23 protein-coding genes are annotated in these 22,797 nt (G+C 73.9%); 14 read left to right on the top strand and 9 right to left on the bottom strand.

What is annotated here, in order from left to right; translation table 11 throughout:
* Positions 1–14: 14 nt before the first annotated feature.
* Entirely contained in the window at positions 15–407 is a 393-nt protein-coding gene (locus AB0J80_RS25205) for a DUF1232 domain-containing protein (RefSeq protein WP_364709328.1), read from the top strand.
* Between the two features lie 10 nt (positions 408–417).
* Here AB0J80_RS25205 and AB0J80_RS25200 read toward each other — a convergent pair whose 3' ends face one another.
* From AB0J80_RS25200 to AB0J80_RS25180, 5 genes are all read right to left on the bottom strand, one after another.
* Positions 418–1,593, bottom strand: coding sequence for a hypothetical protein (locus AB0J80_RS25200; RefSeq protein WP_364709325.1), 1,176 nt, complete (start codon positions 1,591–1,593; stop codon positions 418–420).
* Positions 1,594–1,789: 196 nt separating this feature from the next.
* Positions 1,790–2,554: a calcium-binding protein gene (locus AB0J80_RS25195; protein ID WP_364709322.1), complete on the bottom strand. Its 765-nt coding sequence runs from the start codon at positions 2,552–2,554 to the stop codon at positions 1,790–1,792.
* Between the two features lie 19 nt (positions 2,555–2,573).
* On the bottom strand, positions 2,574–3,335 hold the full coding sequence (locus tag AB0J80_RS25190; RefSeq protein ID WP_364709320.1) for a calcium-binding protein: 762 nt from the start codon (positions 3,333–3,335) through the stop codon (positions 2,574–2,576).
* A gap of 229 nt (positions 3,336–3,564) precedes the next feature.
* Entirely contained in the window at positions 3,565–4,404 is an 840-nt protein-coding gene (locus AB0J80_RS25185) for a patatin-like phospholipase family protein (protein ID WP_364709317.1), read from the bottom strand.
* A 4-nt stretch (positions 4,405–4,408) separates the two neighbouring features.
* Positions 4,409–4,879 (bottom strand): hypothetical protein, encoded by a 471-nt coding sequence (locus AB0J80_RS25180; RefSeq protein ID WP_364709314.1) that lies wholly within the window; start codon positions 4,877–4,879, stop codon positions 4,409–4,411.
* A gap of 54 nt (positions 4,880–4,933) precedes the next feature.
* On the opposite strand from AB0J80_RS25180, the gene AB0J80_RS25175 reads away from it, so the two are divergent.
* The 7 genes from AB0J80_RS25175 to AB0J80_RS25145 all read left to right on the top strand — a co-directional run bounded on the left by AB0J80_RS25175 (position 4,934) and on the right by AB0J80_RS25145 (position 13,160).
* Positions 4,934–6,013: an NYN domain-containing protein gene (locus AB0J80_RS25175; protein ID WP_364709311.1), complete on the top strand. Its 1,080-nt coding sequence runs from the start codon at positions 4,934–4,936 to the stop codon at positions 6,011–6,013.
* A 4-nt stretch (positions 6,014–6,017) separates the two neighbouring features.
* Positions 6,018–7,439 carry a pyridoxal-dependent decarboxylase gene (locus AB0J80_RS25170; RefSeq protein ID WP_364709308.1) on the top strand — a complete coding sequence of 474 codons (1,422 nt, stop codon included), beginning with the start codon at positions 6,018–6,020 and terminating at the stop codon, positions 7,437–7,439.
* Between the two features lie 58 nt (positions 7,440–7,497).
* Entirely contained in the window at positions 7,498–9,750 is a 2,253-nt protein-coding gene (locus tag AB0J80_RS25165; RefSeq protein WP_364709305.1) for a bifunctional diguanylate cyclase/phosphodiesterase, read from the top strand.
* Between the two features lie 45 nt (positions 9,751–9,795).
* Positions 9,796–10,509: a DUF309 domain-containing protein gene (locus tag AB0J80_RS25160; protein WP_364709302.1), complete on the top strand. Its 714-nt coding sequence runs from the start codon at positions 9,796–9,798 to the stop codon at positions 10,507–10,509.
* A gap of 61 nt (positions 10,510–10,570) precedes the next feature.
* Positions 10,571–11,137 (top strand): hypothetical protein, encoded by a 567-nt coding sequence (locus AB0J80_RS25155; RefSeq protein ID WP_364709300.1) that lies wholly within the window; start codon positions 10,571–10,573, stop codon positions 11,135–11,137.
* Between the two features lie 26 nt (positions 11,138–11,163).
* A complete protein-coding gene (locus AB0J80_RS25150; protein ID WP_364709297.1) occupies positions 11,164–12,048 on the top strand; it encodes an LLM class F420-dependent oxidoreductase in 885 nt (294 codons plus the stop codon).
* Positions 12,045–13,160, top strand: coding sequence for a Gfo/Idh/MocA family oxidoreductase (locus AB0J80_RS25145; RefSeq protein WP_364709294.1), 1,116 nt, complete (start codon positions 12,045–12,047; stop codon positions 13,158–13,160). The genes AB0J80_RS25150 and AB0J80_RS25145 overlap by 4 nt, the downstream gene beginning before the upstream one ends.
* 3 nt (positions 13,161–13,163) lie before the next feature.
* Here AB0J80_RS25145 and AB0J80_RS25140 read toward each other — a convergent pair whose 3' ends face one another.
* Positions 13,164–14,294: an acyltransferase gene (locus tag AB0J80_RS25140; protein ID WP_364709438.1), complete on the bottom strand. Its 1,131-nt coding sequence runs from the start codon at positions 14,292–14,294 to the stop codon at positions 13,164–13,166.
* A 226-nt stretch (positions 14,295–14,520) separates the two neighbouring features.
* On the opposite strand from AB0J80_RS25140, the gene AB0J80_RS25135 reads away from it, so the two are divergent.
* The 3 genes from AB0J80_RS25135 (at position 14,521) to AB0J80_RS25125 (ending at position 17,229) form a co-directional block, all read left to right on the top strand.
* The gene (locus AB0J80_RS25135; protein WP_364709292.1) at positions 14,521–15,192 is read left to right on the top strand and encodes a hypothetical protein; all 672 of its coding nucleotides are present in this window, start codon (positions 14,521–14,523) and stop codon (positions 15,190–15,192) included.
* Positions 15,193–15,268: 76 nt separating this feature from the next.
* A complete protein-coding gene (locus AB0J80_RS25130) occupies positions 15,269–16,345 on the top strand; it encodes a hypothetical protein (RefSeq protein ID WP_364709289.1) in 1,077 nt (358 codons plus the stop codon).
* Positions 16,342–17,229: a hypothetical protein gene (locus AB0J80_RS25125; protein ID WP_364709287.1), complete on the top strand. Its 888-nt coding sequence runs from the start codon at positions 16,342–16,344 to the stop codon at positions 17,227–17,229. The genes AB0J80_RS25130 and AB0J80_RS25125 overlap by 4 nt, the downstream gene beginning before the upstream one ends.
* Here AB0J80_RS25125 and AB0J80_RS25120 read toward each other — a convergent pair.
* Entirely contained in the window at positions 17,217–19,694 is a 2,478-nt protein-coding gene (locus AB0J80_RS25120) for an Ig-like domain-containing protein (protein WP_364709284.1), read from the bottom strand. The genes AB0J80_RS25125 and AB0J80_RS25120 overlap by 13 nt on opposite strands.
* Before the next feature lie 14 nt (positions 19,695–19,708).
* On the opposite strand from AB0J80_RS25120, the gene AB0J80_RS25115 reads away from it, so the two are divergent.
* The 3 genes from AB0J80_RS25115 (at position 19,709) to AB0J80_RS25105 (ending at position 20,458) form a co-directional block, all read left to right on the top strand.
* Entirely contained in the window at positions 19,709–19,840 is a 132-nt protein-coding gene (locus AB0J80_RS25115; RefSeq protein ID WP_364709282.1) for a hypothetical protein, read from the top strand.
* A 63-nt stretch (positions 19,841–19,903) separates the two neighbouring features.
* A complete protein-coding gene (locus AB0J80_RS25110; protein ID WP_364709279.1) occupies positions 19,904–20,041 on the top strand; it encodes a hypothetical protein in 138 nt (45 codons plus the stop codon).
* Between the two features lie 6 nt (positions 20,042–20,047).
* Positions 20,048–20,458, top strand: coding sequence for a hypothetical protein (locus tag AB0J80_RS25105; protein WP_364709276.1), 411 nt, complete (start codon positions 20,048–20,050; stop codon positions 20,456–20,458).
* A gap of 389 nt (positions 20,459–20,847) precedes the next feature.
* Here the strand turns inward: AB0J80_RS25105 and AB0J80_RS25100 are convergent, their stop codons facing one another.
* Both AB0J80_RS25100 and AB0J80_RS25095 read right to left on the bottom strand, forming a co-directional pair.
* The gene (locus tag AB0J80_RS25100; RefSeq protein ID WP_364709274.1) at positions 20,848–21,507 is read right to left on the bottom strand and encodes a response regulator transcription factor; all 660 of its coding nucleotides are present in this window, start codon (positions 21,505–21,507) and stop codon (positions 20,848–20,850) included.
* Positions 21,495–22,724, bottom strand: a complete 1,230-nt coding sequence (locus AB0J80_RS25095; protein WP_364709271.1) for a sensor domain-containing protein — start codon at positions 22,722–22,724, stop codon at positions 21,495–21,497. Before AB0J80_RS25095 ends, AB0J80_RS25100 begins: the two co-directional genes overlap by 13 nt.
* Positions 22,725–22,797: the final 73 nt, after the last annotated feature.

Here is a 22,797-nt window from a genome sequence, read left to right as displayed (position 1 = left end):
CTAGACTCGACCGGATGCGGGACTGGGTCGCCGGGCTCGGCGTGGCGGTGCTGTGCCTCGTCGCGAGCTGGGCGCTGCTGCTGGTCCTGGCACGCCGACTGCCGCCGGGCATCCTGCGCGACCTCGCCGCCTTCATCCCGGACTGCGTCACCACCGTCCGCCGGCTGCGCCGCGACCCGCGGGTGCCCCGGCGGGCCAGGATCGCGATCGTGATCGCCGGGATCTGGGTGGCCAGCCCGATCGACCTGATCCCCGAGTTCATCCCGGTCATCGGCCCCCTCGACGACATCGTCGTGGTGGCGCTGGCCCTGCGGTACGCCGGCCGCCAGGTCCCCCGCGACGTGCTGCTCGCCGCCTGGCCGGGCGAGCCCCGGCTGATCGAACGGCTCCTCGGCGACCCCCGCTGAGCCCGGCGGGTCACCCGGCCCTGGCGGCGGCCGCGGCGCGGACCTCCGGCGTCTCGAGGGGGTCGGCGCTCATCTCCCGCAGCCGTCGCTCGATGAGCGGGTCGAGGGGGACGAGCCCGGCCGCGATCAGGCGGACGTCGCTCTCGCAGTCCCACAGTCCCTCCGTGAGCAGCCGATCGGTGGAGTCCGGGTCCAGTTCCAGCAGCGCCCGCAGGTAGGCCGCCCGCTCGTAGCTGTGCGGGCTGAACCAGGCTCGTCGCAGGGGGCGCACGACGGCCGGGGCGGCCGGGCCGCCGATGCGCGCGAGGCCGGCGGCGAGGGCGTCGTAGCCGCAGAGATCTTCCTCCCGGCTGTCCAGCCACTCCCATCCGGCCAGGAGCGCCGGCACGTCGGACTCGTCGCCGTGCGCCGCGAGCAGCAGGTGAGCGCGCCAGAACATCGGATGACCCGGCACGGCGGCCCACTGCCGGGCCAGGGGCAGCGCCCGGGTGCCGAGCAGATCGAGGGCGTGCCCCGCGTCGCCGGCCACCCGCTCCAGCGGCAGATCCGCCAGGAGCGCCAGCACCTCCGGCGCCGGTCCCCGGCGGTTGAGCTCACGCAGCGCGGCCCGCTGCCGGTCGGCGTCGCCGGTGCGCACCAACGTGAGCAGCGCTGCCGCCGGATCGTTCGCGTACGGTCGGTGGAGCGGCCGTGGTGAGTCGGCGGCGACCTCCGCGGCGATGCGTTCGTCGGAGGTGGCCCAGCGCCGCCACGGCTCGCCGTTCCACAGCAGATCGCGGTCCTGAGCGTCGTGCGGCAACCGGGCGCGCGCGGTGGGCAGGAGATCGTCCCAGAGCTCCACCGGCCAGGCGCAGGCGATGGTCTGCAGGACGTCCACCCAGCGCGGACCCTGCCCCACATACCGGCGCAGTCCGTCGACGGCGGCCGCATCGCCCGCCCGGCCCAGTGCCTCGAGCACGTCCAGGACGTTACCGAAGGCGTTGTCGTGGTCGTCGTCCTCGTTCACCACGTCGACCAGGAGCGGCACCGGCACCGCCAGGTCGCGGACGAGCCGCGCGAGGTAGACGGCGCGGTCGTCGACCATCCAGTACCAGCGGTAGTCGCGGCGCAGGCACCGCAGCACCTCGTCAGGACCCGCCGGGTCGTGCAACGCTTTGTACGCGCCCCGGCCCAGCCCTCGTTGCAAGGCGCCCGCCAGCGTGGCGGGTGGGTCGTAGTACCAACTCTGGGAATCCTCGTCCGTGACCGCTCCCGATGCCGAAAATGGTCACGCTACGCGTGTCGCCCCTTTTCTGCGACGCTTTTTCCTCGATCGACCGGCGCGCCGGGGCACGAATGTGCCGCTTCGTATCCCGGCGCGCGATCGTCCGTGCGTCCCCCACTCACGGACAATTGAGCATCGAATCTCCGGTGTCGCGATTGCAGCTGTCGAAGCCGGTGCCGCCGTCGAGCGAGTCGTTGAACACCACCCCGTCCGCGGCGTTGAGCGTGTCGTTGCCCTGTTCGCCCACCAGGGTGTCGTTGCCGCTCCCGCCGGTGACCGTGTCGTTGCCCTCGTTGCCGTTCACCGTGTCGTTGCCGGAATCCCCGTTGAGGGTGTCGTTACCGGCACTGCCGCTGACGGTGTCGTTGCCGCCGAGACCCGAGATGGTGTCGTTGCCCGGTCCGCCGACGATGGTGTCGTTGCCGGGACTGGCCGCGATCGCACCGCTCACGGCGGGCTCGTCACCGACCAGCCGGTCCGCCTGCGGGCCCCCCTCGAGCACGTCGTCCTCGCTCCCGCCGTAGACGGCTGCCGGGGCATCGACATTCGGCAGGATCCGCACGTCGTCGTCGAGGTCTCCGCTGTGCACCTCCACCGCGACCACGGGAAGGGGACACTGCGCCGCGTTGGTGCCGGACTGCTGGCACCCGACACCCGCCACGACCGGGGCGGCCGCGTCCGACACCGTGATCACCGAGCCCTGCCGCTGCACCCGGATGTCGTTCGCCACCCCCGGGCCCGCGACGACCTGCAGGACATTGCCGGGCGTCCTGGCCACCGAGGTGGGCTCGGCCGAACGTTCCGTACGCACGCCCGCCCCCGCCGGCGAACCCACCACCAGCACCCCGACCGACGCGGCCGCGAGGGCCCATCGCGCCTTCATGTCATCCGCCTCCTCGTGCTCACGGGCAGCCGGCGACGTAGTCGCCGGGATCCGCGGAACAGGTGTCCGTGCCGCTGCCACCGTCCGCGTAGTCGTTGCCGAACACGCCGTCCTGCGCGTAGAGCGCGTCGTTGCCGGCGTCGCCGCCGACGTAGTCGTTGCCCGCGCCGGCGTACAGCTGGTCGTTGCCGGAGGCGCCGTTGATGACGTCGTTGCCGGCGCCGCCGTCGGCCACGTCGTTCTGCGGTCCGCCGTCGATGGAGTCGTTGCCCGCGCCGCCCGAGAGACCGTTGGCCCCCGTGCCGCCGCTGAGGGTGTCGTTGCCGTTGCCGCCGGAGAGGAAGTCCCCGCCGTCGTCACCCTCGAGCGTGTCGTTGGCGGAGCCGCCGAAGAGCGCGTCGTCCCCCGCGCCGCCGATCAGCGTCACCCCGGGCGTCGCCAGGTAGGAGTGGACTTCGTCGTTCTGGTCGCCCGCGTACACGACGAACTCGGTGAGACCCGCCGCCGGGCAGCTGACCTCGCCGGGCGAGACCAGCGTGCAGCCCCCGTACGCCGCGAGGTCGTCCCCGGTGTCGTCGATGTGGATCGTGCTGCCGGAGTGCCAGGCGGAGATGGTGTTCGCGCGCCCCACCGCCGCGGTGACTGTGATGACGGTCCCCGACTTGACCACCAGGGTGGTCGCCATCAGCGCGGGCGCGGCCGCGGTGGCGCCGGAAGCGCCGAGGACGGTGACGAGCGCCGCGCCCAGCGGCACGGCCACCCGCGGCAATGCCTTTCCCATCGTGTGCTCCTTTCAGCCGAGAGCTCACCGGCAACCGATGTGCCGAATGGGGAGGAAAAGATCCTGAGCGCGCGCACATAGGACCGTGACAGAAGAATTATGCCAACCCTTTCAAGACCGATAAAAGGGCCGGACGGAGATCTAAAATGAACTTCTGTTTGCTAACTTTGCCGCCGCACGAGGAATTGCGATGACCATTCCTGCGGCGGCCGTGCCCGCCGGATGCCGCTCAGGACTCCGGGCCCGGGGCCGTCACCTGTTCCCATTCGCGCCGGGCGGCAGCCGTCGCCACCATGGACTGCAGCAGCGGGACCGCCTGTTCCGCCGCCGCGCGGCCCGCGTCCTCGAACTCCGTGATGCGCGACAGCTCCCAGAACGCGTACTCGTCCACGGTGGGCGTCAGGACCAGATCGGCGTCCTCGGCCGGTTGCGCGGCTCCGCCCGGTTGCAGGGTGCTCACGGCGACCATGATGTGCAGCAGCGTGGTGGGCCGGCGGCGGGGCAGCGGACCCGAGACGTCGACGGCCACGACGATGTCGGCGCCGAGCTCGCGGGCGAGGCGGGCCGGCACGATGTCGACCAGGCTGCCGTCGACCAGCAGCCGGCCGTCGCGCTCCACGGGCGGGAAGACGCCGGGGATGGCGGCGCTGGCCAGCACCGCATCGGCCACCGGGCCGTCCTTCAGGACGACCCGCTCACCGGTGCACAGCTCGCAGGCGACCGCGGCGAAGGGGCGGTCGAGGGCGTCGAAGTCCCGGCCGCCGAGCAGCCCGTCCAGGAACGCGCCGAGGCGGGTGGTGTCGAACAGGGCGCGGCGGGTGCGGGCCGGGCGGATGAGCCGCGACCAGCGCAGCGCCTGCGCCACCTTGCTGATCTCGGACGGGGTGGTGCCGGCGGCGTACAGGGCGCCGATCAGGGCGCCCGCGCTCGTCCCGGTGATGACGGCGGGTTCCAGACCGGCCCGGTCGAGCGCGTCGAGCACCCCGACGTGGGCGGCGCCGCGCACCGCCCCGCCGCCCAGGGCGAGGCCGATGCGCACCGGCGGGACGGTCGTGGGCTGCGAGGACATCCCGTCAGGATGCCAGCCGGTCGAAGAACGCGGACTTGCGGCTCTCGTAGTCGCCGCCGGGCTCCAGCTTCATCGCGTTGTACGCGGCCAGCAGGCCGGGGTCCGCCGCGAGCCGCTGCCAGCTCCGCCGGAACCGCAGGTCGTGCTCGCTGCCCGCCGGAGTGACCGCGATGCCCGTCGGCAGCTCGGCGTCCACCGCGAACGTCGCCAGGGTGTCCTGCCAGATCTGCGGATGCACGACCCGGTAGAGCCTCCGCAGGGTCGCGACGGCGGCGGCGAAGTCCTCCGGGGCCACCGTCAGGTGCAGGTCGACGTCGCCCTTGGTGAGCGCGCCCGGCACCGAGCTGCCACCGGTCAGGGTGAGCTCGTGCTCCGGCAGCAGCGGCCCGGCGCGGTTCCGGACGGCGGCCAGGATCCGGTGCGCGGCCTCCGTGACGTCCTCGGCCGGCCTCAGCGGTGGCCGTTCAACGGTCATGGACCCATCCTCGCCCGTCCCGGCCCGGACCTGCCGGGGCGTACGCTGACCGGCGTGGATCAAGAAGAGCGGATCGCCCTGTTCCTCGACTACGAGAACCTGGCGATCGGCGCACGCGAGCACCTCGGCGGCGTGACCTTCGACCTGCGCCCGGTCACCGATGCGCTCGCCGAGCGGGGGCGGGTCGTGGTGCGGCGGGCGTACGCGGACTGGTCGTACTTCGACGAGGACCGCCGGATGCTCACCCGCTCGCACGTGGAGCTCATCGACATGCCGCAGCGCATGGGTGCCTCGCGAAAGAACGCGGCCGACATCAAGATGGTCGTGGACGCGCTGGAGCTGGCGTTCGAGCGCGACTACATCTCGACGTTCGTGCTGTGCACCGGCGACAGCGACTTCACGCCCCTGGTGCACAAGCTGCGCGAGCTGAACAAGCGGGTGATCGGCGTCGGCGTGGAGCGGACGACCTCCGCGATGCTCCCGCCGGCCTGCGACGAGTTTCTGTACTACGACCGCCTCGACGGTGTGGAGGTCCCGCCCGCCCGGGCCCGCCGGAGCCGTCCCGCCCCGGAACCCGAGCCGGCCCCGCAGCCGGTGGCGCCGGAGGCCGCCCCGGACGCCGCCGCGGACGCCGCCGCGCGGGACATGGACGCGCTGACCGCGCTCGTCGCCCAGACCGTGGCTGGCCTGCAGCGCAGCTCCGGCGCCGCGGTGACGTCGTCGACGCTCAAGCGGACCCTGCTGCGCAAGGACCCCACCTTCAACGAGGCGGACTGGGGGTTCCGCGCCTTCGGCGAGCTGCTGCGCCACCTCGCCGAGCACAACGTGGTCGAGCTCAGCGACCGGGCGGCGAAGGGCGACCCGGAGGTCGGCCTGCCGGAGCACGGCGACCGGGAGACGGCCTTCGCCCTGCTGCGCGCGGTGGTGGTGGACCTGGCCGGGCGCGACGGCCCGGTGGCGCTGTCCGGGCTCAAGAACCAGCTGCGCAAGGTGGCGCCGGACTTCAGCGAGAAGAAGCTCGGCTACCGCAGCTTCCTGCAGTTCTGCAAGGCGGCGGCGACCAGCGGGGCGGTCGGCCTCGCGTGGAGCCCCGACGCGGACGACTACCTGCTGACCACCCCGGCGGAAGGCTGACGGCATGACCGATCCCCTCGCCGACCGCGACCTGGCCGCCGACGCGCTGCACCGGGTGAACGCTGCCGCGGGTCCCTATCTCGACTCGCTCGCGAGCCGCCGGGTATACGACGCCGGGGCCGCGTCGCTGCTCACCACGCTCGGCGGCGACCTGCCCGAGCGGGGTCTGGGCACCGTCGCGGCGGTGGAGCGGCTGCTCGGGGTCGGCACCGCGGCGGGCACGGCCTCGTCCGGGCCGCGGTTCTTCCATTTCGTCACCGGAGGCGCCACCCCGGCCGCGCTCGCCGGCGACTGGACCGCGGCGCTGCTCGACCAGAACAGCTTCGCCCGGGCGTCGTCGGCGTTCGGCACCGAGGCCGAGACGGTGGTGCTGGACTGGCTGCGGACGCTGGTCGGGCTGCCGTCCGGGTGGGGTGGCGCGCTGGTCACGAGCGCGACCTTCGCCAACTTCACCTCGCTGGGGTGCGCCACGCACTGGTGGGGCGAGCGGCACGGCGCTGATCCCGTACGCGACGGGCTGGCCGGACTCCCCCGGATGCCGGTGCTGTCGGGAGGGTACGTGCACTCGAGCGCCCGCAAGGCGCTGCAGATGCTCGGCCACGGGCGCGAGGCGGTCGAGGTCTTCGCCGCCGACGGGGCCGGCCGGGTCGACCTGGACGCGATGGCCCGGCGGCTGGAGCGGCTCGGCGGCACCCCGGCGGTGATCATCGCGAACGCCGGTGAGGTCAACGCCGGCGACTTCGACCCGCTCGACAAGCTCGCCGACCTGGCCCGCGACCACGGCGCCTGGCTGCACGTGGACGGCGCCTTCGGGTTGTTCGCCGCGCTGTCGCCGCGCTCGGCGCACCTGGTCCGCGGCATCGAGCGGGCGGACTCGATCGCCGCGGACGCCCACAAGTGGCTCAACGTGCCGTACGAGAGCGGGTTCGCCCTCGTCCGGGAGCCGGAGCGGCTCGGGTCGGCCTTCGGCATGCCGGGCGCCGCCTATCTGCCCGGTCCGCAGGACCCGGGCGGCGGCTACGGACTGTACGGGCCGGAGTCGTCGCGCCGGGCCCGGGCGCTGCCGATCTGGGCGACGCTCGCCGCCTACGGGCGGGAGGGCTACCGCGCGATGGTCGAGCGCCACCTCGACCTGGCGCAGTACCTGGCGCGCCGGGTGGACGAGTCCGACGACCTGGAACGGCTGGCGGAGGTGCCGCTCTGCATCGTGTGCTTCCGGGTACGGCCGCCGGGCGTGCCCGAGGGCGAGCTCGACGAGCTGAACCGCCGGGTGGGCGCCGCGCTGCTGGCCGACGGCCGGGTCTTCGCCGGCACGACGGTGTACGACGGGCGGGTGGCGCTGCGCCCGGCGATCGTCAACTGGCGTACCACCGAGCCGGACGTCGACCTCTTCCTCCAGGTCGTCCGCGAGCTCGCCCGCGCCTGAGGCCCCGCTGCATCGTGCAGGCTGCTCAGATCGCGGCTCGCGGCGCCGATAGCAGATCGTGCGGCACGGGCGATGGTGGTGGCTGTGGCTGGCAGCGGGAGCGCTGGTCACCGGCTGCTACTTCCTCCTGCCCGCCGACAGCCTCGCCCGGAACCTGACCTACAACGCCGTCGGGCTCGTGTCCGGCCTGCTGATCCTGTCCGCCGTCCGCCTGCACCGGCCCGAGCGCCGCGCCATGTGGTACTGGTTCGCCGGCGGGCAGCTCCTCTGGGTCGTCGGCGACGTGATCTTCGAGTACTACCAGTACGTGCTGCTCCAGGAGCCGTACCCGTCACCGGCGGACGCGTTCTATCTCAGCGCGTACCCGATGCTCTTGACGGGTCTGATCCTGCTCGTGCCGCGCGGCCGGGGGCAGGACCAGGCCGCCCTCGTGGATGCCGCCACGGTCGCCGTCGGCGTGGGCCTGGTGTTCTGGATCTTCGTGATCGAGCCGGTGGCCGCGGACGTGACCGTGTCGGCGTTCGAGCGGATCATCAGCGTCGCCTACCCGGCCGTCGACGTGCTGCTGCTGGCGCTGCTCGCCCGGGTCAGCTTCAGCGGCGCGGACCGCACCCCCAGCACCCGTCTGCTGCTGACCGCCGTGGCGCTGCTGCTGACCGGGGACGTGGGCTTCTCCGTGGTCAGCCTCTACGCCGACGCCAACGGCAGCATCTTCGACGGCGCCTTCCTGATGTCGTACGTGTTCTGGGCGGCCGCGGCGCTGCACCCCTCCATGCGCTCCGCCGGCACGGTGAACACGAGCCGCACCGCCGCCCGGATCGGCACGCCGCGGGTCGTGCTGCTGGTGATCAGCTCCCTGCTCGGGCCGGCGTTGCTGCTGGTGCCGGCGATCGGTGGCAACGTGCTCGACCGGGCCGTCATCGCCATCGGCGCCATCATGCTGTTCCTGCTGGTGCTGCGGCGCATGTCGGGCTTCGTGAGGCAGGTGCAGCGCCAGGCCGGCCAGCTCGAGGACCTGGCCATGTCCGACGACCTGACCGGCCTGGCCAACCGGCGCCGCTTCGAGCAGGTCCTCGGCATCGAGCTGACCCGTGGGCGGCCGCACGTCGCGCTGCTGGACCTGGACGGGTTCAAGAGCGTCAACGACCAGCTGGGGCACCCCGTCGGCGACGAGCTGCTGGTCGCCGTCGCGGACCGGCTGCGGGCCACGGTCGGCGTCGGCACCATGGTCGCGCGGATGGGCGGCGACGAGTTCGCCGTGCTCATCACCGAACCCGGCCCGGGAGCGGCGCGCGACGTCGTGCGGCGCATCACCACCGCCCTGCACGAGCCGCTGCACAGCGGCGGTCACGAGCTGCTGGTCAGCGCCGGCATCGGGCTGACCGACAGCGCCGGCGACGCGGGGGCGATGGAGATGCTGCGCCGCGCCGACCTCGCCATGTACGCCGCCAAGGACAGCCGCGAGCCGTTCCGGTGGTACGTCCCGGACCTCGACCGCCGCGCGGGCGAGGAGGCCCAGCTCGGCGCCGAGCTGCGCGCCGCCCTGGACACCGGGCAGTTCCGGCTCGTCTACCAGCCCATCGTCGAGCTGCCGCACGGCCGCATCGTCGCCGTCGAGACGCTGGTCCGCTGGGACCACCCCGAGCACGGCGAGGTGCCGCCGACGGAGTTCATTCCGGTCGCGGAGCGCAACGGCCTGATCGTCGAGCTGGGCGCCTGGATCCTGCGCGAGGCGTGCCGGCAGGCCGCCCGGTGGCGCGCGGAGCTCGGCCCCGACGCACCGGAGCGGATCAGCGTGAACGCCTCGGCCCGCCAGCTGGCCCACCGCGGGTTCGTGCCGATGGTCGCCGCGGCCCTGCGGGACAGCGGCCTGCCCGCCACCCGGCTCACCGTCGAGGTGACCGAGACCGCGGTGTTCGAGGGCGGCCAGGCGATCGAGGCGCTGCACGAGCTGCGGGCGCTGGGCGTACGGATCGCGCTCGACGACTTCGGCACCGGCCACTCGTCGCTCGGGCTGCTGCAGACCGTGCCGGTCGACGTGCTGAAGGTGGACAAGAGCTTCGTCGACAACATCACGATGGCGGGGCGGCACGCCGTCATCGCCACCGCCCTGATCCAGGTGGCGAACGGGCTCGGGCTGACGGCCGTCGCCGAGGGTGTCGAGACCAGTGAGCAGGCCGCCGAGCTGGAGCGGCTCGGATACCGGCTGGCACAGGGCTACCACTTCGGCAGGCCGGCGGCGGAGCCGGACTTCCGCGGTGCCCGCCGGGCCGATCCCGTGCCGGGCCCCACGACCGCCGGCGCGCTCTGACCGGCGCACGGGCGCCGTCCCGCGCGGCGGGGCAGAATCGGGGGCATGGCGACGACCGCACCCGGCCGGGAAGCCGGCGACCACGACGCACGCGACCGTGACGCGGCGGGACGCCCGCGCAACGCCCGCCCGCGCGACGGCCTGGGCCGGCCCCTGCCGCACGGCATGACCGGCGTGCCGACCACCCCGGACGACCTCGCCCTGCCACCGGACGAGTCGCTGCGGGAAGCGGAACGCCTGCTGGCGGCGGGCCGCCCGTTCCACGCGCACGAGGTGCTGGAGGCGGCGTGGAAGGCGGCCGCAGAGCCGGAGCGCGACCTCTGGCAGGGCCTGGCCCAGCTCGCGGTGGGGCTGACCCACGCCCGGCGCGGCAACACCGTCGGCGCGGCCCGGCTGCTGAGGCGCGCCGCATCCCGGATCGAGCCGTACGCCGCCGCGGCCCCGCACGGCGTACCCGCAGGACGGCTCGCCGCATGGGCCCGGGCGACCGCCGAGCGCGTCGCGGGGGGCACGGCACTCACCGAACAGGACACGAACCCGAGCCTGGTCGACCGGCCGGCGCCGGGGACGTCGCCGCTGGAGCTGCTGCGCCGCTGGGAGGACTCGGGCGCCACCTGGCGGGTGCTCGGCCGCTCACCCGGCGCGGTCGTGGTGGCCCTGCTCAGCTGCGACGCCGGGGAGGAGGTGGACCGGCTGCACGCCACCGACCCCGAGGTGCTGGCGTACATCGGCGCGCGGGACCGCAGCGACGCCATCTGACAGCTTCCACACATCTGCCGGCGATGCTGCCTCGAGACAACCGAGGCAGAGAGGCAAGACGATGGTCGGCAAACGCGGAGCGGGACGTCTGCTGGTGGCGCTCGCGATGCTCGTACCGGTGCAGGCGTGTTCGTCCGGGTCCGGACAGGACGGTGACCGGCAGGTGGCGACCCTGGCCAGCGCGGGCAGCACGCCCGCGGCATCGGCGTCGGCGGCCGCCGCCAAGCGCCCCCGCGAGCGCCTGGACACCACCCCGGAGGAGTTCGAGGCGATGCTCGTGCCGTTCAACAAGTGCGTCCGCGAGCACGGCGCGAAGCCCAAGGAGGACTGGCGGGGCCAGGTCCCGAGCAAGTCCGAGATCCAGAAGCTCGAGGCCGCCAACAAGGCCTGCGAGCCGCTCTACTACCCGCTGCCGCCGTGGGAGAAGGACCCGGCGAACCCCGAGGCCAAGGACTTCGCCCGGGACGTGGTCGCGTGCCTCAAGGGCAAGGGCGTCAAGTACGTCGAGGTGGGCGAGAACGGCGTCGACATCTCGCTCGGGGGCGAGCAGAACGACCGCGGCTCCATCACGAAGGGCATGGATCTGATGCCGGCCTGCGAGCGGGAGGTGGTCGCGAACCGCAAGTGACCGGCAAGATCGGGTACGTTGCGAGGATGAGTGTGCGCTTCGGAGTGTTCGTACCGCAGGGCTGGAAGATGGACCTCGTCGAGATCGCCGACCCGGTCGAGCAGTACGAGGCGATGACGGCGGTGGCCAAGGTGGCCGACGCCGGGCCGTGGGACTCGGTGTGGGTGTACGACCACTTCCACACCGTCCCCGAGCCGACGATCAACTCCGTCTTCGAGTGCTGGACCGTGACGTCGACACTGGCCCGCGACACCAGCCGGGTCAACATCGGGCAGATGGTGGGTTGCAACGGATACCGGCAGCCCTCGCTCTACGCCAAGATCGCCTCCACGGTGGACGTCGCCAGCCACGGCCGGCTCTACGCCGGGCTCGGCGCCGGGTGGTACGAGCACGAGTGGAAGGCGTACGGCTACGAGTGGCGGGACGTACCGAAGCGGATGGGCGAGTTCCGCGAGGCCGTCGAGATCGTGCACAAGATGTGGACGGAGGAGCAACCGGTCTTCACCGGCCGGCACTACTCCATCGACAAGCCGATCAACGAGCCGAAGGGCGTCCGCAAGCCGCACCCGTCGTTCTGGCTCGGCGGCGGCGGCGAGAAGGTCACCCTCAAGCTGGTCGCCCAGTACGCGGACGCCTGCAACGTCGGCGGCGGCGACCCGGAGCTGATCCGCCACAAGCTGGGCGTCCTGCGCGGCCACTGCGACGCCCTGGGCCGCGACTACGGCCGGATCATCAAGTCGACGAGCCTCGAGCTGGACCTGAGCGAGTCCACGGCGGACACTGTCGGCCGCATCGAGCGGATGGCCGAGGCGGGCGCCGACTACGTGATCGTGTACGTGCCGCGGGTGGCCTACGACCACGAGCCGATGCTGCGCTTCGCCCAGGAGGTCATCCCCCAGTTCGCGGCGTGACGGCCACCGTCGCGCTCATCGGGGCCAACGGGTACGGCCGGCACCACCGGCGGCATCTCGCGTCACTGGGCGGCGTACGCCTGGTGGCGCTGGCCGACACCCGCCCGATCGACCGGGACCCGCCGCTGCCGGACGGCATCCGACTCTTCGCCTGCCACCATGAGCTGCTCGACGCGACGAAGCCCGATGTGGTGGTGATCTGCACTCCCCCGCACACCCACCTACCCATCGCCGAGGACGCGCTCCGCGCCGGCGCGGACGTCCTGCTCGAGAAGCCGCCGCTGCGCACGCTGGCCGAGCATCGCAGCCTCATGGCGGTGCTCGGCGAGACCGGGCGCGCCTGCCAGGTCGGGTTCCAGGCGCTCGGATCGCGAGCCGCCGGGATGCTGTTCGACGCGGCGGCCGGGCAGACGGTCCGGTCGATCGCCACGGTGGCGTCCTGGCAGCGCGACGACGCCTACTACGCGCGGGCACCCTGGGCCGGGCGTCGCAGCGTGGCGGGCCGGCCGACGGTCGACGGCGCGCTGGTCAACCCGCTCGCGCACGCGGTCATGCAGAGTCTCGCCGCGGCGGCGGCGGCCGGCGCCGGGCCGGTCGAGGCGCTCGCGGTCGAGCGTTACCGCACCCGGCCCATCGAGGTCGACGACACGGCGTTCGCCCGGCTCACCTTCGCCGGGGGGCTGCGCCTGACGGCGGCCGTGACACTGGCGGGCGAGGACTTCATCGCCGGTGAGGTGGTCGTCGACGGTACGGCCGGCCGCGCTGTCCTGGAGTACCCGACCGACCGCCTCGCCCTGCCCGGCGACACCGCGCTGCGGCCGGTCGAGGGGCGGACGGACCTGCTGGAGAACCTGGTCGCCCATCGCGGCGACCCGGCTGTCCCGCTGCTCGTGCCGCTGGCCCGCACCGAGGCGTTCACCGGCGTGCTGGAGGCGCTGACCGCGCCCGAGGTGCCGCTGCCCACGCTGCTGGGCGGGCCGCTCGTGGAGATCCGGGGCGGGGTACGGGTGATCCGGGGCATCAACAGGGTGTTGCGGCGCTCGGCGGAGACCCTGGCGCTGCCGTCCGAGCTGGGGGTGCCCTGGGCGGTGCCGCCGTACCTGTGTGCCTGACGGTCAGGCGGCGGCACCGATGCGCGGGCCGGACTCGACGGCGTCGGCGAGGCGGGCGGCCGCGTGCTTGGGCGTTCGCACCTGCCACGGGCGCAGCCGCGGCGGCCGGCGGGCCGCCAGGTCCTCCACCCAGCCGAGGCCGAGCACCGTGACCACGAGCATCGACACCGCGATACAGGTGAAGCCGAGGTAGATCAGTGCCCCCTGGTGGACGTTCCAGAGGTCGAGGCGGTCCCCCACGATGATCGCGACCGTGATGACGACGTTGTGCCAGAGGTAGATCGTCACCGCCCGGTTGTTGAGGGCGGACACCACCTTCTGCAGCAGCGGCATCCGGCCGAGCCAGGCGAGGCTGGGGTTCAGGCGCAGCAGCGCCAGCACGAAGCCCATCGAGTAAAGGGCGTGGGCGAGCGGGAACGGCACCATGTCGAGGCCGGAGGGTCCGGGGTGCTCGACGACCCAGCCGAGCCCGAGCGCGGCGCAGCCGGTGGCGACCCCGGCCACCACCACGGGCCGCAGCTTGCGCAGGTCGCCGTCGCGGTGCGCGAAACCCAGCAGCCAGCAGGGCAGGAACGTGAGCACGTACCCGGCGGTCTGCACGGCGCTGTTGCCGTCGGCGATGTGCCGGTTGTGCAGCGCGGCCAGCACGATCAGCGGCAGCGCGACGGTCAGCAGCCGCTGCCGCCGGTAGAGCCGCAGCAGCAGCGGTGACAGCAGCACCAGCCACAGGTACGTGGCCAGGTACCACAGCACGCCGGCGCCCTCCGCGCCGACGTCGCCGAGGCCGTGGCTGGCCGGCGGCGTGGCCAGGGGCAGCACCCACAGCAGGAAGTCGGGCCACGCGGGCCGGTGCCCCCAGCCGGCGAGCAGCATCAGCGGCACCAGGATCCCGCCCATCACCCACAGCGCGGGCAGCAGGCGGCGTACCCGCCCGCGGATCACGGTCGGCGCCGCGGCCCGGTCGAGCGACTTGGCCATCAGCGAACCGGCGAGCGCGAACATGACGCCCATGGAGGGGAAGAGCAGGGCAAGCACCGCGTAGTGGAACGCGTGGTACGCCACGACCCGCACGATGGCCAATGCACGCAGAGTATCGAAATAGCGATCCCGGGCGGGCGCCTTAGCGCTCGTCACGTCCACCACCAGCGACTCCTGCACAGTCGGGCCTCCACCTACGTCACACACAGTAGCGGATCATGGCTCTGAGTCGGTGAGCCGAACGGGTGGAACACCTCCCCTGTCCGGGCACCCGGGCGGGGTACGCCTCGCCGCCCGGGCGCCGTGGTATGAAAGTGCCGGTCTGTGACACCGGTCTCAGCGGCGTCTTGCGCAACGCGCCCCGTGCCGGGACGCTGAGGGGGTGGGTGAGAGACCGGGCTTCCGGGCCGCTCAGCGCACCGATCTGCTACATCGCATGCTGCTCGTCCGGCGGCTGGAGGAGCGGCGTTCCCGCCCGGCCGGGTCCGGCGACGAGGCGGTGGCCGTCGGCCTGCTGACCGCTCTGGGCCCGCTGAACGCGGTCGTGGCGGCCGGGGCGCCCCGCCCCTGGCACACGGTCGGCGCCGCGGCGCTGCTCTTCGGCGGGGACGTGACGACCGCGCCCGGGCCGGCCGAGGCGGTGGCCACGGCACGGGCGAAGACGCGTGCCGGCGACCGCAGGATCGTTGCGGTCTGCCTGACCGGCACCGGCCCTCTCCCGCCGGCGGTGCACGCCGACCTGCCGATCGTGTTCTGCCGCGGCGAGCACCTCGCCGCCGCCGGAACGCTGCCCGCCGTCACCGTGCTGTCGGTGGACAGCGACGACGTGGAGGCGATCACCGGTGCCGCCACCGCCGAGATCGGAGCCCTGCGCACCGGCACCGGGCCCTGCCTGCTGGAACTGCGGCCCCACGCGGGCGGCGAGGACCCGGTCGAGCTGCTCGCCGCCCGGATGCGCATCGACCACCAGCTCGACGACAACACCCTGCGCGCGATCGACCGGGCCGCCGCGGCCCGCGCGGAGGAGGTCCTGCAGCGGCTCGGCGGCCCCTGAGCCCGGACCCGGTTCGGTAGGTTGACAGGGCGCCGGGCCGCGCCCGCCACCCGGCTGTCCTGAGAGGAGTGACCGGGTGGACCCGACTGCCGTGTCCTTCACCGCACGCGAACGGTGGGTGCTGCTCGTCGCGAGCGCCTGGCTCGTCGCCGGCCTGCAGCTCGACGCGTACGCCCACGCCACCACCCCGGAGCTGGAGACGTTCTGGACCCCGTGGCACGGCGTGCTCTACTCGGGCATCGCCGCCAGCGGGCTCACGCTCGTGTGGGTGCTGCGGTCCCGGCTGCCCGCCATCCCCACGTACCGGTCGCTGCTCGCCCTGCCGAACGCGCTGCGCATCCCGGTCGCCGGGATGGCGCTGCTCCTGGTGGGCGGCGGCATGGACACGCTGTGGCACAACCTCTTCGGCATCGAGCAGGGCCTGGAGATCTTCGTCAGCCCCAGCCACGAGCTCATCATCCTCGGCATGGTGCTGGTCGCCGCCGGCCCGGCGCTCATGCTTGCCGCCGGACCCGGTCGCGCGCTGAGCGCGGGAGACGCGATCCTCGTCACGGTGTCGGCGTTGCTGTCCGTGCTGCCGCTGCACATCTACTCGCTGCACGCCTCCGCGCTCACCATGCCGTGGGTGGGCACCGGCGAGAACCCGGTGCGGATCTTCTCCCAGGACGCGCAGATCGTGCACGGCTACCTGTTCAGCACCGCGCTGCTGCTCCTCCCGGTCCTCGTCATCGGGCGGCGGTGGCCGCTGCCGTGGGGCGTGGCGGCGGTGCTTGTCGCCGTGCCGGCACTGCTGATGCACGTGATGTTCGGGACCGGGGACCCCTGGTGGATGGCACTGACCGTCGCCGGCGCGGGCGCGGGCGCCGAGCTGGTGCTGCGGGTGGCCGGACGCACGGTGACCTGGTCGGCCGACGCCCGCTGGATCGGTGCCGGGCTGGCCGCGCCCGTGCTGGTGTGGGGTGCCGTGCTGGCGGTGGGCGAGGTCACGGTCGGGGTGGGCTGGAACGTCCACATCGTCACGGGACTGCTCACCCTCACGGCCTTCACGGGCGGACTGACGGCGCTGGTGGCCCGCCGGTTCCAGCCCCCGTCCGCGGGCGCGCCCCCGGCGCCGCACGCCGCCTCGTCAGCTCCGGGCGTACCGGCCCGGTGACGCTGCTGCGCCGGGTCGCCGCGGGCACGGTCCTGCTCGCCTGCCTCGTGCTCGGGACGGGCTCTGCGGTCCAGGCCCACGCCGGTGGGCTGGCCCCGGCGGACGCCCGCAGCCGCGTGGTGGCGGTGACCCCGCCGATCCCCGGCCTCACGGTCGTGGCGGTCGAGGACGGCGCCCGGCTCACGATCCGCAACGACACCGGCGTCCCGGTGACGGTGCCGGAGGGAGGCGGGCCGGCGACACCGGCGGTCGTCGGTCCCGGCACCGCACTGACCTGGGCCGACGCCCGCACGACCCCGCTCGGGCGCACGGTCGGGCCGGGCCGCACGCAGCCCTGGTCACTGAGCCTGGGCGTCGGCGGGGTGCCGGTCACGGTCACCGGCGAGCTGGTCGGCGAACCGGCGCCCGCGCCGCTGCCCTGGTGGGCCGCCGTCGTGGCGGTCGCCGCCGCCGTTGCGGTGCTGGCACGCCGGCTGCGGCGGCCGGACCTGGCGCTGGCCGCCGCCGGTACGGTCGCGATGGCCGCATCGGTGGCCCATGTGATGGGATCGGCGCTGGCCGTCACCTCGGCGGCGCCGCTCGGCACGTTCCTCAGCGCCACCGGCGTCAACCTGCTCGGCTGGCCTCTCGTGGCCGGGGGCGCGGTGGCGGTGCTGCGCGGCCGGGCTGCCGGGGTCCTCGCCGTCTGCGCCGGCGCGGCGCTGGTCGCGCTGTCGGTGCTGCCCGACGTCACCTCGTTCCACCGGGCGGTGCTGCCGTTCGCCGGGCCGGCCGCCGCCGAGCGGGTGCTGGTGGTGCTGGCGCTCGGCGGCGGGGCGGGTGTCGCGGCGGCCGGGGCGGGAGCGCTGCGCACCCTCGCCCGGCGGGCCGGTCAGCCGATGTAGATCTCGACCCGGCGGTTCACCGCCTTGTTGCGGCCGGTGGTGTTGGGGCGTACGGGCTGCGTCTCGCCCCGGCCGGTGTGCGTGGCCCGCAGGCCGGGATAGGTACGCCGGAAGTACGCGGCGACCTGCGCTGCCCGCCGCTGCGACAGGGTCGCGTTCGAGGCCGCCGTACCGTCGGCATCGGTGTGCCCGACCATGAGCGCGGTGCCGAAGCCGTACGTGCGCGCCTGCAGGGCGACCGTCCCCAGGACCCGGCGGGCGGCCGCGTCCAGGGAGAACTCGCTGACCGGGAAGTACACGACGGCCAGGAGCCGGTTCGCCGCGGACGTCGGCGTGATGCGGGCGGCGACCGGCTCGGCCAGGGTGCCCTCCGCGCCGACCGCGACGACCCGCACGGCGTCACCGGGATCGAGGGCGACGCTGCCGATCCGGCAGGACCGGACCGTGGCGCGCACCGTGCAGACCCGGTTGCCGTTGAGCATGACGCGGTACCCGATGAGGTTGGCAGCCGGCGAGGGCCGCCAGGTCACCAGGGAGTCGACCCGGTTCGACAGGGTGCGCGAGGTGGGCCGGCCGTCGACGTAGACGGGGTCTGCCAGCTCGGCGCGGGCGCCAGGGTCGGCGAGGATCACCCCGGTGGCCGTGCCCGCCGGTGCCGGCAGCACGGTGACGGTCAGCTCCGTGGCGGCGCTCGCCTCCTGGTCCCGGACCTCGACCGGGATGGTCACCACACCGCTGAAGCGCTCGTCCACGGTGAGCGTGAGCCGGGTGCCCGTCACGGTACGCCGGATGCCCGTGGCCGCCCCCTCGCTGCCGGTCGGGACGCCCGCGGTCAGCGTGAGGTCGTCGTCGTTCGAGTCGGTGACGCGGAACGGCACGACGAGGCTCTCCCCCGCGGTGACGGTCCGCGACGGAACGGCCTCGATGGCCGGTCCGGCGTTGGCGACGCTCACGTGCACGGCCGCGGTGGCGGTCTGGCCGGCCGCGTCGCGCACCCGGTAGGTGAAGGTGTCCGTGCCCCGGAACGCAGTCCCGGAGGTGTACCAGACGCCGTCCCCGCGCAGCTCGGCCGTGCCGTGGGTGGCCGCGGAGACCTGCTCGACGGTTAGCCCGGTGCCGATGTCGTTGCCGAGCACGTCGATGCGGCCGGCGGCGCCGCGTACCGCCGTCAACACGTCGTCGGCGGGCGCCAGGGCGGGCCCGGTGACGATCACGGACACGGTCGCGACGGACGGGCCGCCGGTCAGCCGGTACGTGAAGCTGTCCGGACCCGCGTACGTGCTGTCCGGGACGTACCGCACCGTCCCGCCGTCGAGCGTCACGGTGCCGTGCGAGGCCGGCGTGACCGCGGCGACCGTGGCGCCCGCCGGGTCGTTGGCGAGCACACCGAGCAGTGTGGCGGTGCGGAACTCCACGGTCGCGGTGTCGGCGGCCGGGGCGGCGGAGGGCAGGACCGTGACGGTCACCGTGCCCGTCGCGGTGGCCGCGTGGGCGTCCTGAGCCGTGTACGTGAAGGTGTCCGTACCCCAGAAGTCCGCTGCCGGCTGGTAGCTCACGTCGTCGCCGGTGAGCGTCAGGGTGCCGTGCGAGGCCCCTGCGGCGGACTGGACGCTGAGCGGGCCGTCACCCGTGTCGTTGGTGAGCGGGCTCACCACGACGACCGTGCCGCTGGGGGTGTCGACCTCGTCGTCGGCCACGATCAGCAGCGCCGGCGGAGTGATCACCGGCGGGACCACCGGCGCGGTCACGGTGACGGTCACCGTGCCGGTGGACGTGTTCCCGCCCAGGTCGGTGACGGTGTACGTGAAGGTGTCGGAGCCCGTGAACGACGAGTTTCCGGTGTACTCGACGCCGGTCCCGCCCAGGGTGATCGTCGCGGTGCCGTTGCCCGGCGCACTGACCCCCGTCACGCTCAGCCCCTGGCCGGTGTCGTTGCTCAGCACGTCCATGGTGGTGGGCGTACCGGCGACGGCGGTGGCGGTGTCGTCGGTGGTCTGCGCCGGCGTGCCCGACGGCGTCGTCACCGTGAGGTTCACGGTCGCCGGGTCCGTGCCGCCGCGGCCGTCGGAGACGGTGTAGGTGAAGCTGTCGGACCCGGTGAAGCTGGTCGCCGGCGTGTAGCTGAGGACCCCGCCCACCAGGGCGACCGTGCCGTTGGTGCCCTGGCCGGCGCCGGTCACCGTCAGCGGGTCGCCGTCCGGGTCGGTGTCGTTGCCGAGCACGCTGACCGTCGACGTGCGGTTGTCGCCGACGGTGACGGTGTCGTCGGCGGCGACCGGGAAGGTGTTGACGTTCACCGTGCTGGTCGCCGGCGCGTTGTCGGTCAGTGCGAGGGTCGTGTCGATGGTGGCGGAACCGACGGTGGCCACGACGCTGGTCGTCCGGTTGCCGGAGACGGCCGGCAGCGTCAGGTCGAAGGCGAGCGTGTCGGCGCTGCCGGTCACCGCGAACGGCCCCTGGAACACGATGGCGGAGCCGGGTGGCCACCCCGTCGGGCGCCGGGCTGCCGTGCCAGCGCACCGAGCCGGGTACCAGCGTGGCGCCGGAGGGCACCGTCGCGGTGAAGGAGTCGAGGACGGCGCCGGCGGAACCGGAGACGGAGACCTGGTAGGCGGCCGTACCGCCGGTGTCGGGCAGCTTCGGGGGGCTCGCCGACGCGGCGACGGTCAGGTCGTTGACCGACGGGTCGATCGCCGGCAGCGAGGCGACGCTACCGAGGTCGGTGTGCTTGATCTGGGTGCCGGAGGCGATCTGCTGGACCGGCAGGACGCTGGTGGGCGAGCTGGTGAAGCCGACGGCGCGGAAGGTGTAGACCGCGGTGTACGCCTTCGACGCCGAGCTCAGCCCGCTGACCCGCAGCAGGTCGGTGTACGACGCGCCGCCGGTGAAGGTCAGGCTGGTGCCGACGAGCCGGTACGCCCCCGCCGGCCACGAGCCGGAAGCCGCCGGGCTCATCCAGAACGACGACGGGTCGTTGGCCGAGCCGGCGCCGATCGTGCCCGTGTCGCCCTTCACGGTGATGGTGAAGGTACCGCCGATGCGGGGCGTGCCCGCCGAGACCGTGACGCTGGTCAGCTTGTTCGCGGCGGCCTTGATGGTCTCCTCGACGGCGGTGAAGCCGCCGCTGTTCGCACAGAGCCGGCTGGAGCCGGGCAGGTCCGGCCGGCCCTGCCACACGCTGACGGTGTGCTGCTGGGCGGTCGAGGTCTCGGCCTGGGCCGTCAGGTAGAAGAACCGGGCGGCCGAGGCGCCGGCACCGAGGGTCGGCACCTGCTGGGCAGACGGCTGCCCGGAACCGAGGCTGACGGAGCCACCGGTGAAGTCGCTCAGCGCCACCCACAGGTCGGTGCGGGCGCCGCCCGACGTGTCGGTGACCCGGTAGCCCGCGTAGGCGCCGCGCAGCACCGGCGAGGACGACGTGTCGATGTAGAAGTTGGGTCCGTGCAGGGCGGCGACGGTCAGGCCGGCCGAGGAACAGGAGGGCGGCGGCAGGGCCGAAGCGGGCGACGCCGCGGCGACCAGCGTGGCCGCGGCGGCGGCGATGCCGGGCGGCGATGCCGGCGAGGAAAGGACGCTTCACACATCCACGATCGGCGCCTCGGCGGGATGTCTGAGCTTTCAGCTACGGCGCTGAGTGTCATCCAGATAACGCAGCACCGCGGTCACCCGGCGGTCCGCCCGGTCGTCCGGGGGCAGGTCCAGCTTGGCGAAGATGCTGCGGATGTGCTTGTGCACCGCGCCCTCGGTGACGAACAGCCGCTCCGCGATGGCCGTGTTGCCCAGGCCTTCCGCCATGAGCGCCAGCACGTCGCGCTCGCGCGGGCTGAGCCGGTCCAGGGCCGCGTCCGGCCGGGTACGGGTGAGCAGCTGCGCCACCACCTCGGGGTCGATCGCCGTACCGCCGCCGGCCACCCGGTGCAGGGCGCCCAGGAACTCCTCGACCCGCCCCACCCGCTCCTTGAGCAGGTAGCCGAGCCGGGCGGCGCCGTCGCCGAGCAGCTCCGTGGCGAACGCCTGCTCCACGTACGCCGAGAGCACCAGCACCGCCAGCTCCGGCCGCCGTCGCCGCGCCTCGACCGCCGCAACGATGCCCTCGTCCGTGTGGGTCGGCGGCATCCGCACGTCCACGATCGCCACGTCCGGCGCGTGCTCGTCGACGGCGGCCAGGAACGCCGAGGGGTTCTCCGCGGTGGCGACCACGTCGAGGGACTCGGCGCGCAGCAGCAGCGCCAGCCCCTCGCGCAGCAACGAGTCGTCCTCGGCGATCACGATCCGCATGGCAGCTCCACCCGCAGGGTTGTCGGCCCACCGGGTGGGCTGGTCAGGGTCAGGGTTCCGTCGAGGGCGCCGATCCGCCGGCGGATGCCGGTGAGCCCGGAGCCCGCGTCCTCGTCCGCGCCGCCGTGGCCGTCGTCGGTGACGGCGATGGTCAGTACGTCGTCGCGGCTGCGGACCGTGACGGCCGCCCCGGTGGCGCTGCTGTGCTTGGCCACGTTGGTCAGCGCCTCGGCCACGACGAAGTACGCGGTGGCCTCGACGGCGGCGGCGCAGCGCCCGGGCACGTCCACCTCGACGCGGCACGGGACACCGCAGGCGCTCGCGAGACCGTCGAGCGCGCCGGCGAGGCCCCGGTCCGCCAGCACCGGCGGCAGGATGCTGCGGGCGACCGTACGCAGCTCGGCCAGCGCCTGCTCGGCGGCGTCCTGCGCGCGGTCCAGGATCTCGCCGGCGGTGGCGGGGTCGCGGGCCAGGGCACGCCGGGCGGCGCCGAGCAGGACGGTCACGCCGACGAGGCGGTTCTGCGTACCGTCGTGCAGCGAGCGCTCGATGCGCCGCAGCTCGGTGGCGTGCGCGTCCAGGGCCGCGGCGCGGGTGGCGGTGAGCTCGGCGATCCGCAGCGACAGGTCGAGGTCCGCGCCGGGCGGCAGCAGCCTGCGGCCGGGGGAGGCCTGCGCGCGGGCGAGCGCCGGGAAGAAGCCGACCACCACCGCCGCCCAGGCGACGCCGAGAGCTGCCACCCCGAAGGCGCCCACCGCGTCGTGCACCACGGGGAAACCGAGCGAGGACGTGGCTTCCTGCGGCGGCAGCAGCCGCCACCACAGCGGGAAGGTGCCGTCGCGGACCGCGTTGATCGGCAGCGACAGGCCGAGCATGCCCAGCAGGAGACCGAAGGTGCCGTGCACGAGCAGCCAGCGCCACTCGCGCCGGACGACCGGATCGGCCACGGCGTCGCGCCACCGCTGCGGGGCCGGGCCCGGGCTGAGGATCTCGTCGCCCCAGCGCGACAACCGCCGCCGTTCCCGGTCCGCCGCGAAGCGTTGCAGGCGCAGCGCGGTACGCCCGAACAGCAGCCCGACGCCGAGGACGGACGTCAGCGCCACGAAGATCAGCCAGAGCAGCGCGGCGGTGGCCAGGCACGCGGTGCCCAGCCCTCCCACGAGGTGTTCCAGCGACTCGCGGATCCTGGTGGCGAGTCTGCGCAGCTCCGATCTCACGGGCAGCAACCTTAGGGCCTCACCGGCGGCCGCGGCAGCCCGCGGGCGGAGGAAGTACAGCCTGCTGTACCCG

This window comes from Actinoplanes sp. NPDC049548, assembly GCF_040676695.1.
Lineage (GTDB): Bacteria > Actinomycetota > Actinomycetes > Mycobacteriales > Micromonosporaceae > Actinoplanes.
This window is presented reverse-complemented; position numbering and strand designations above follow the sequence as displayed.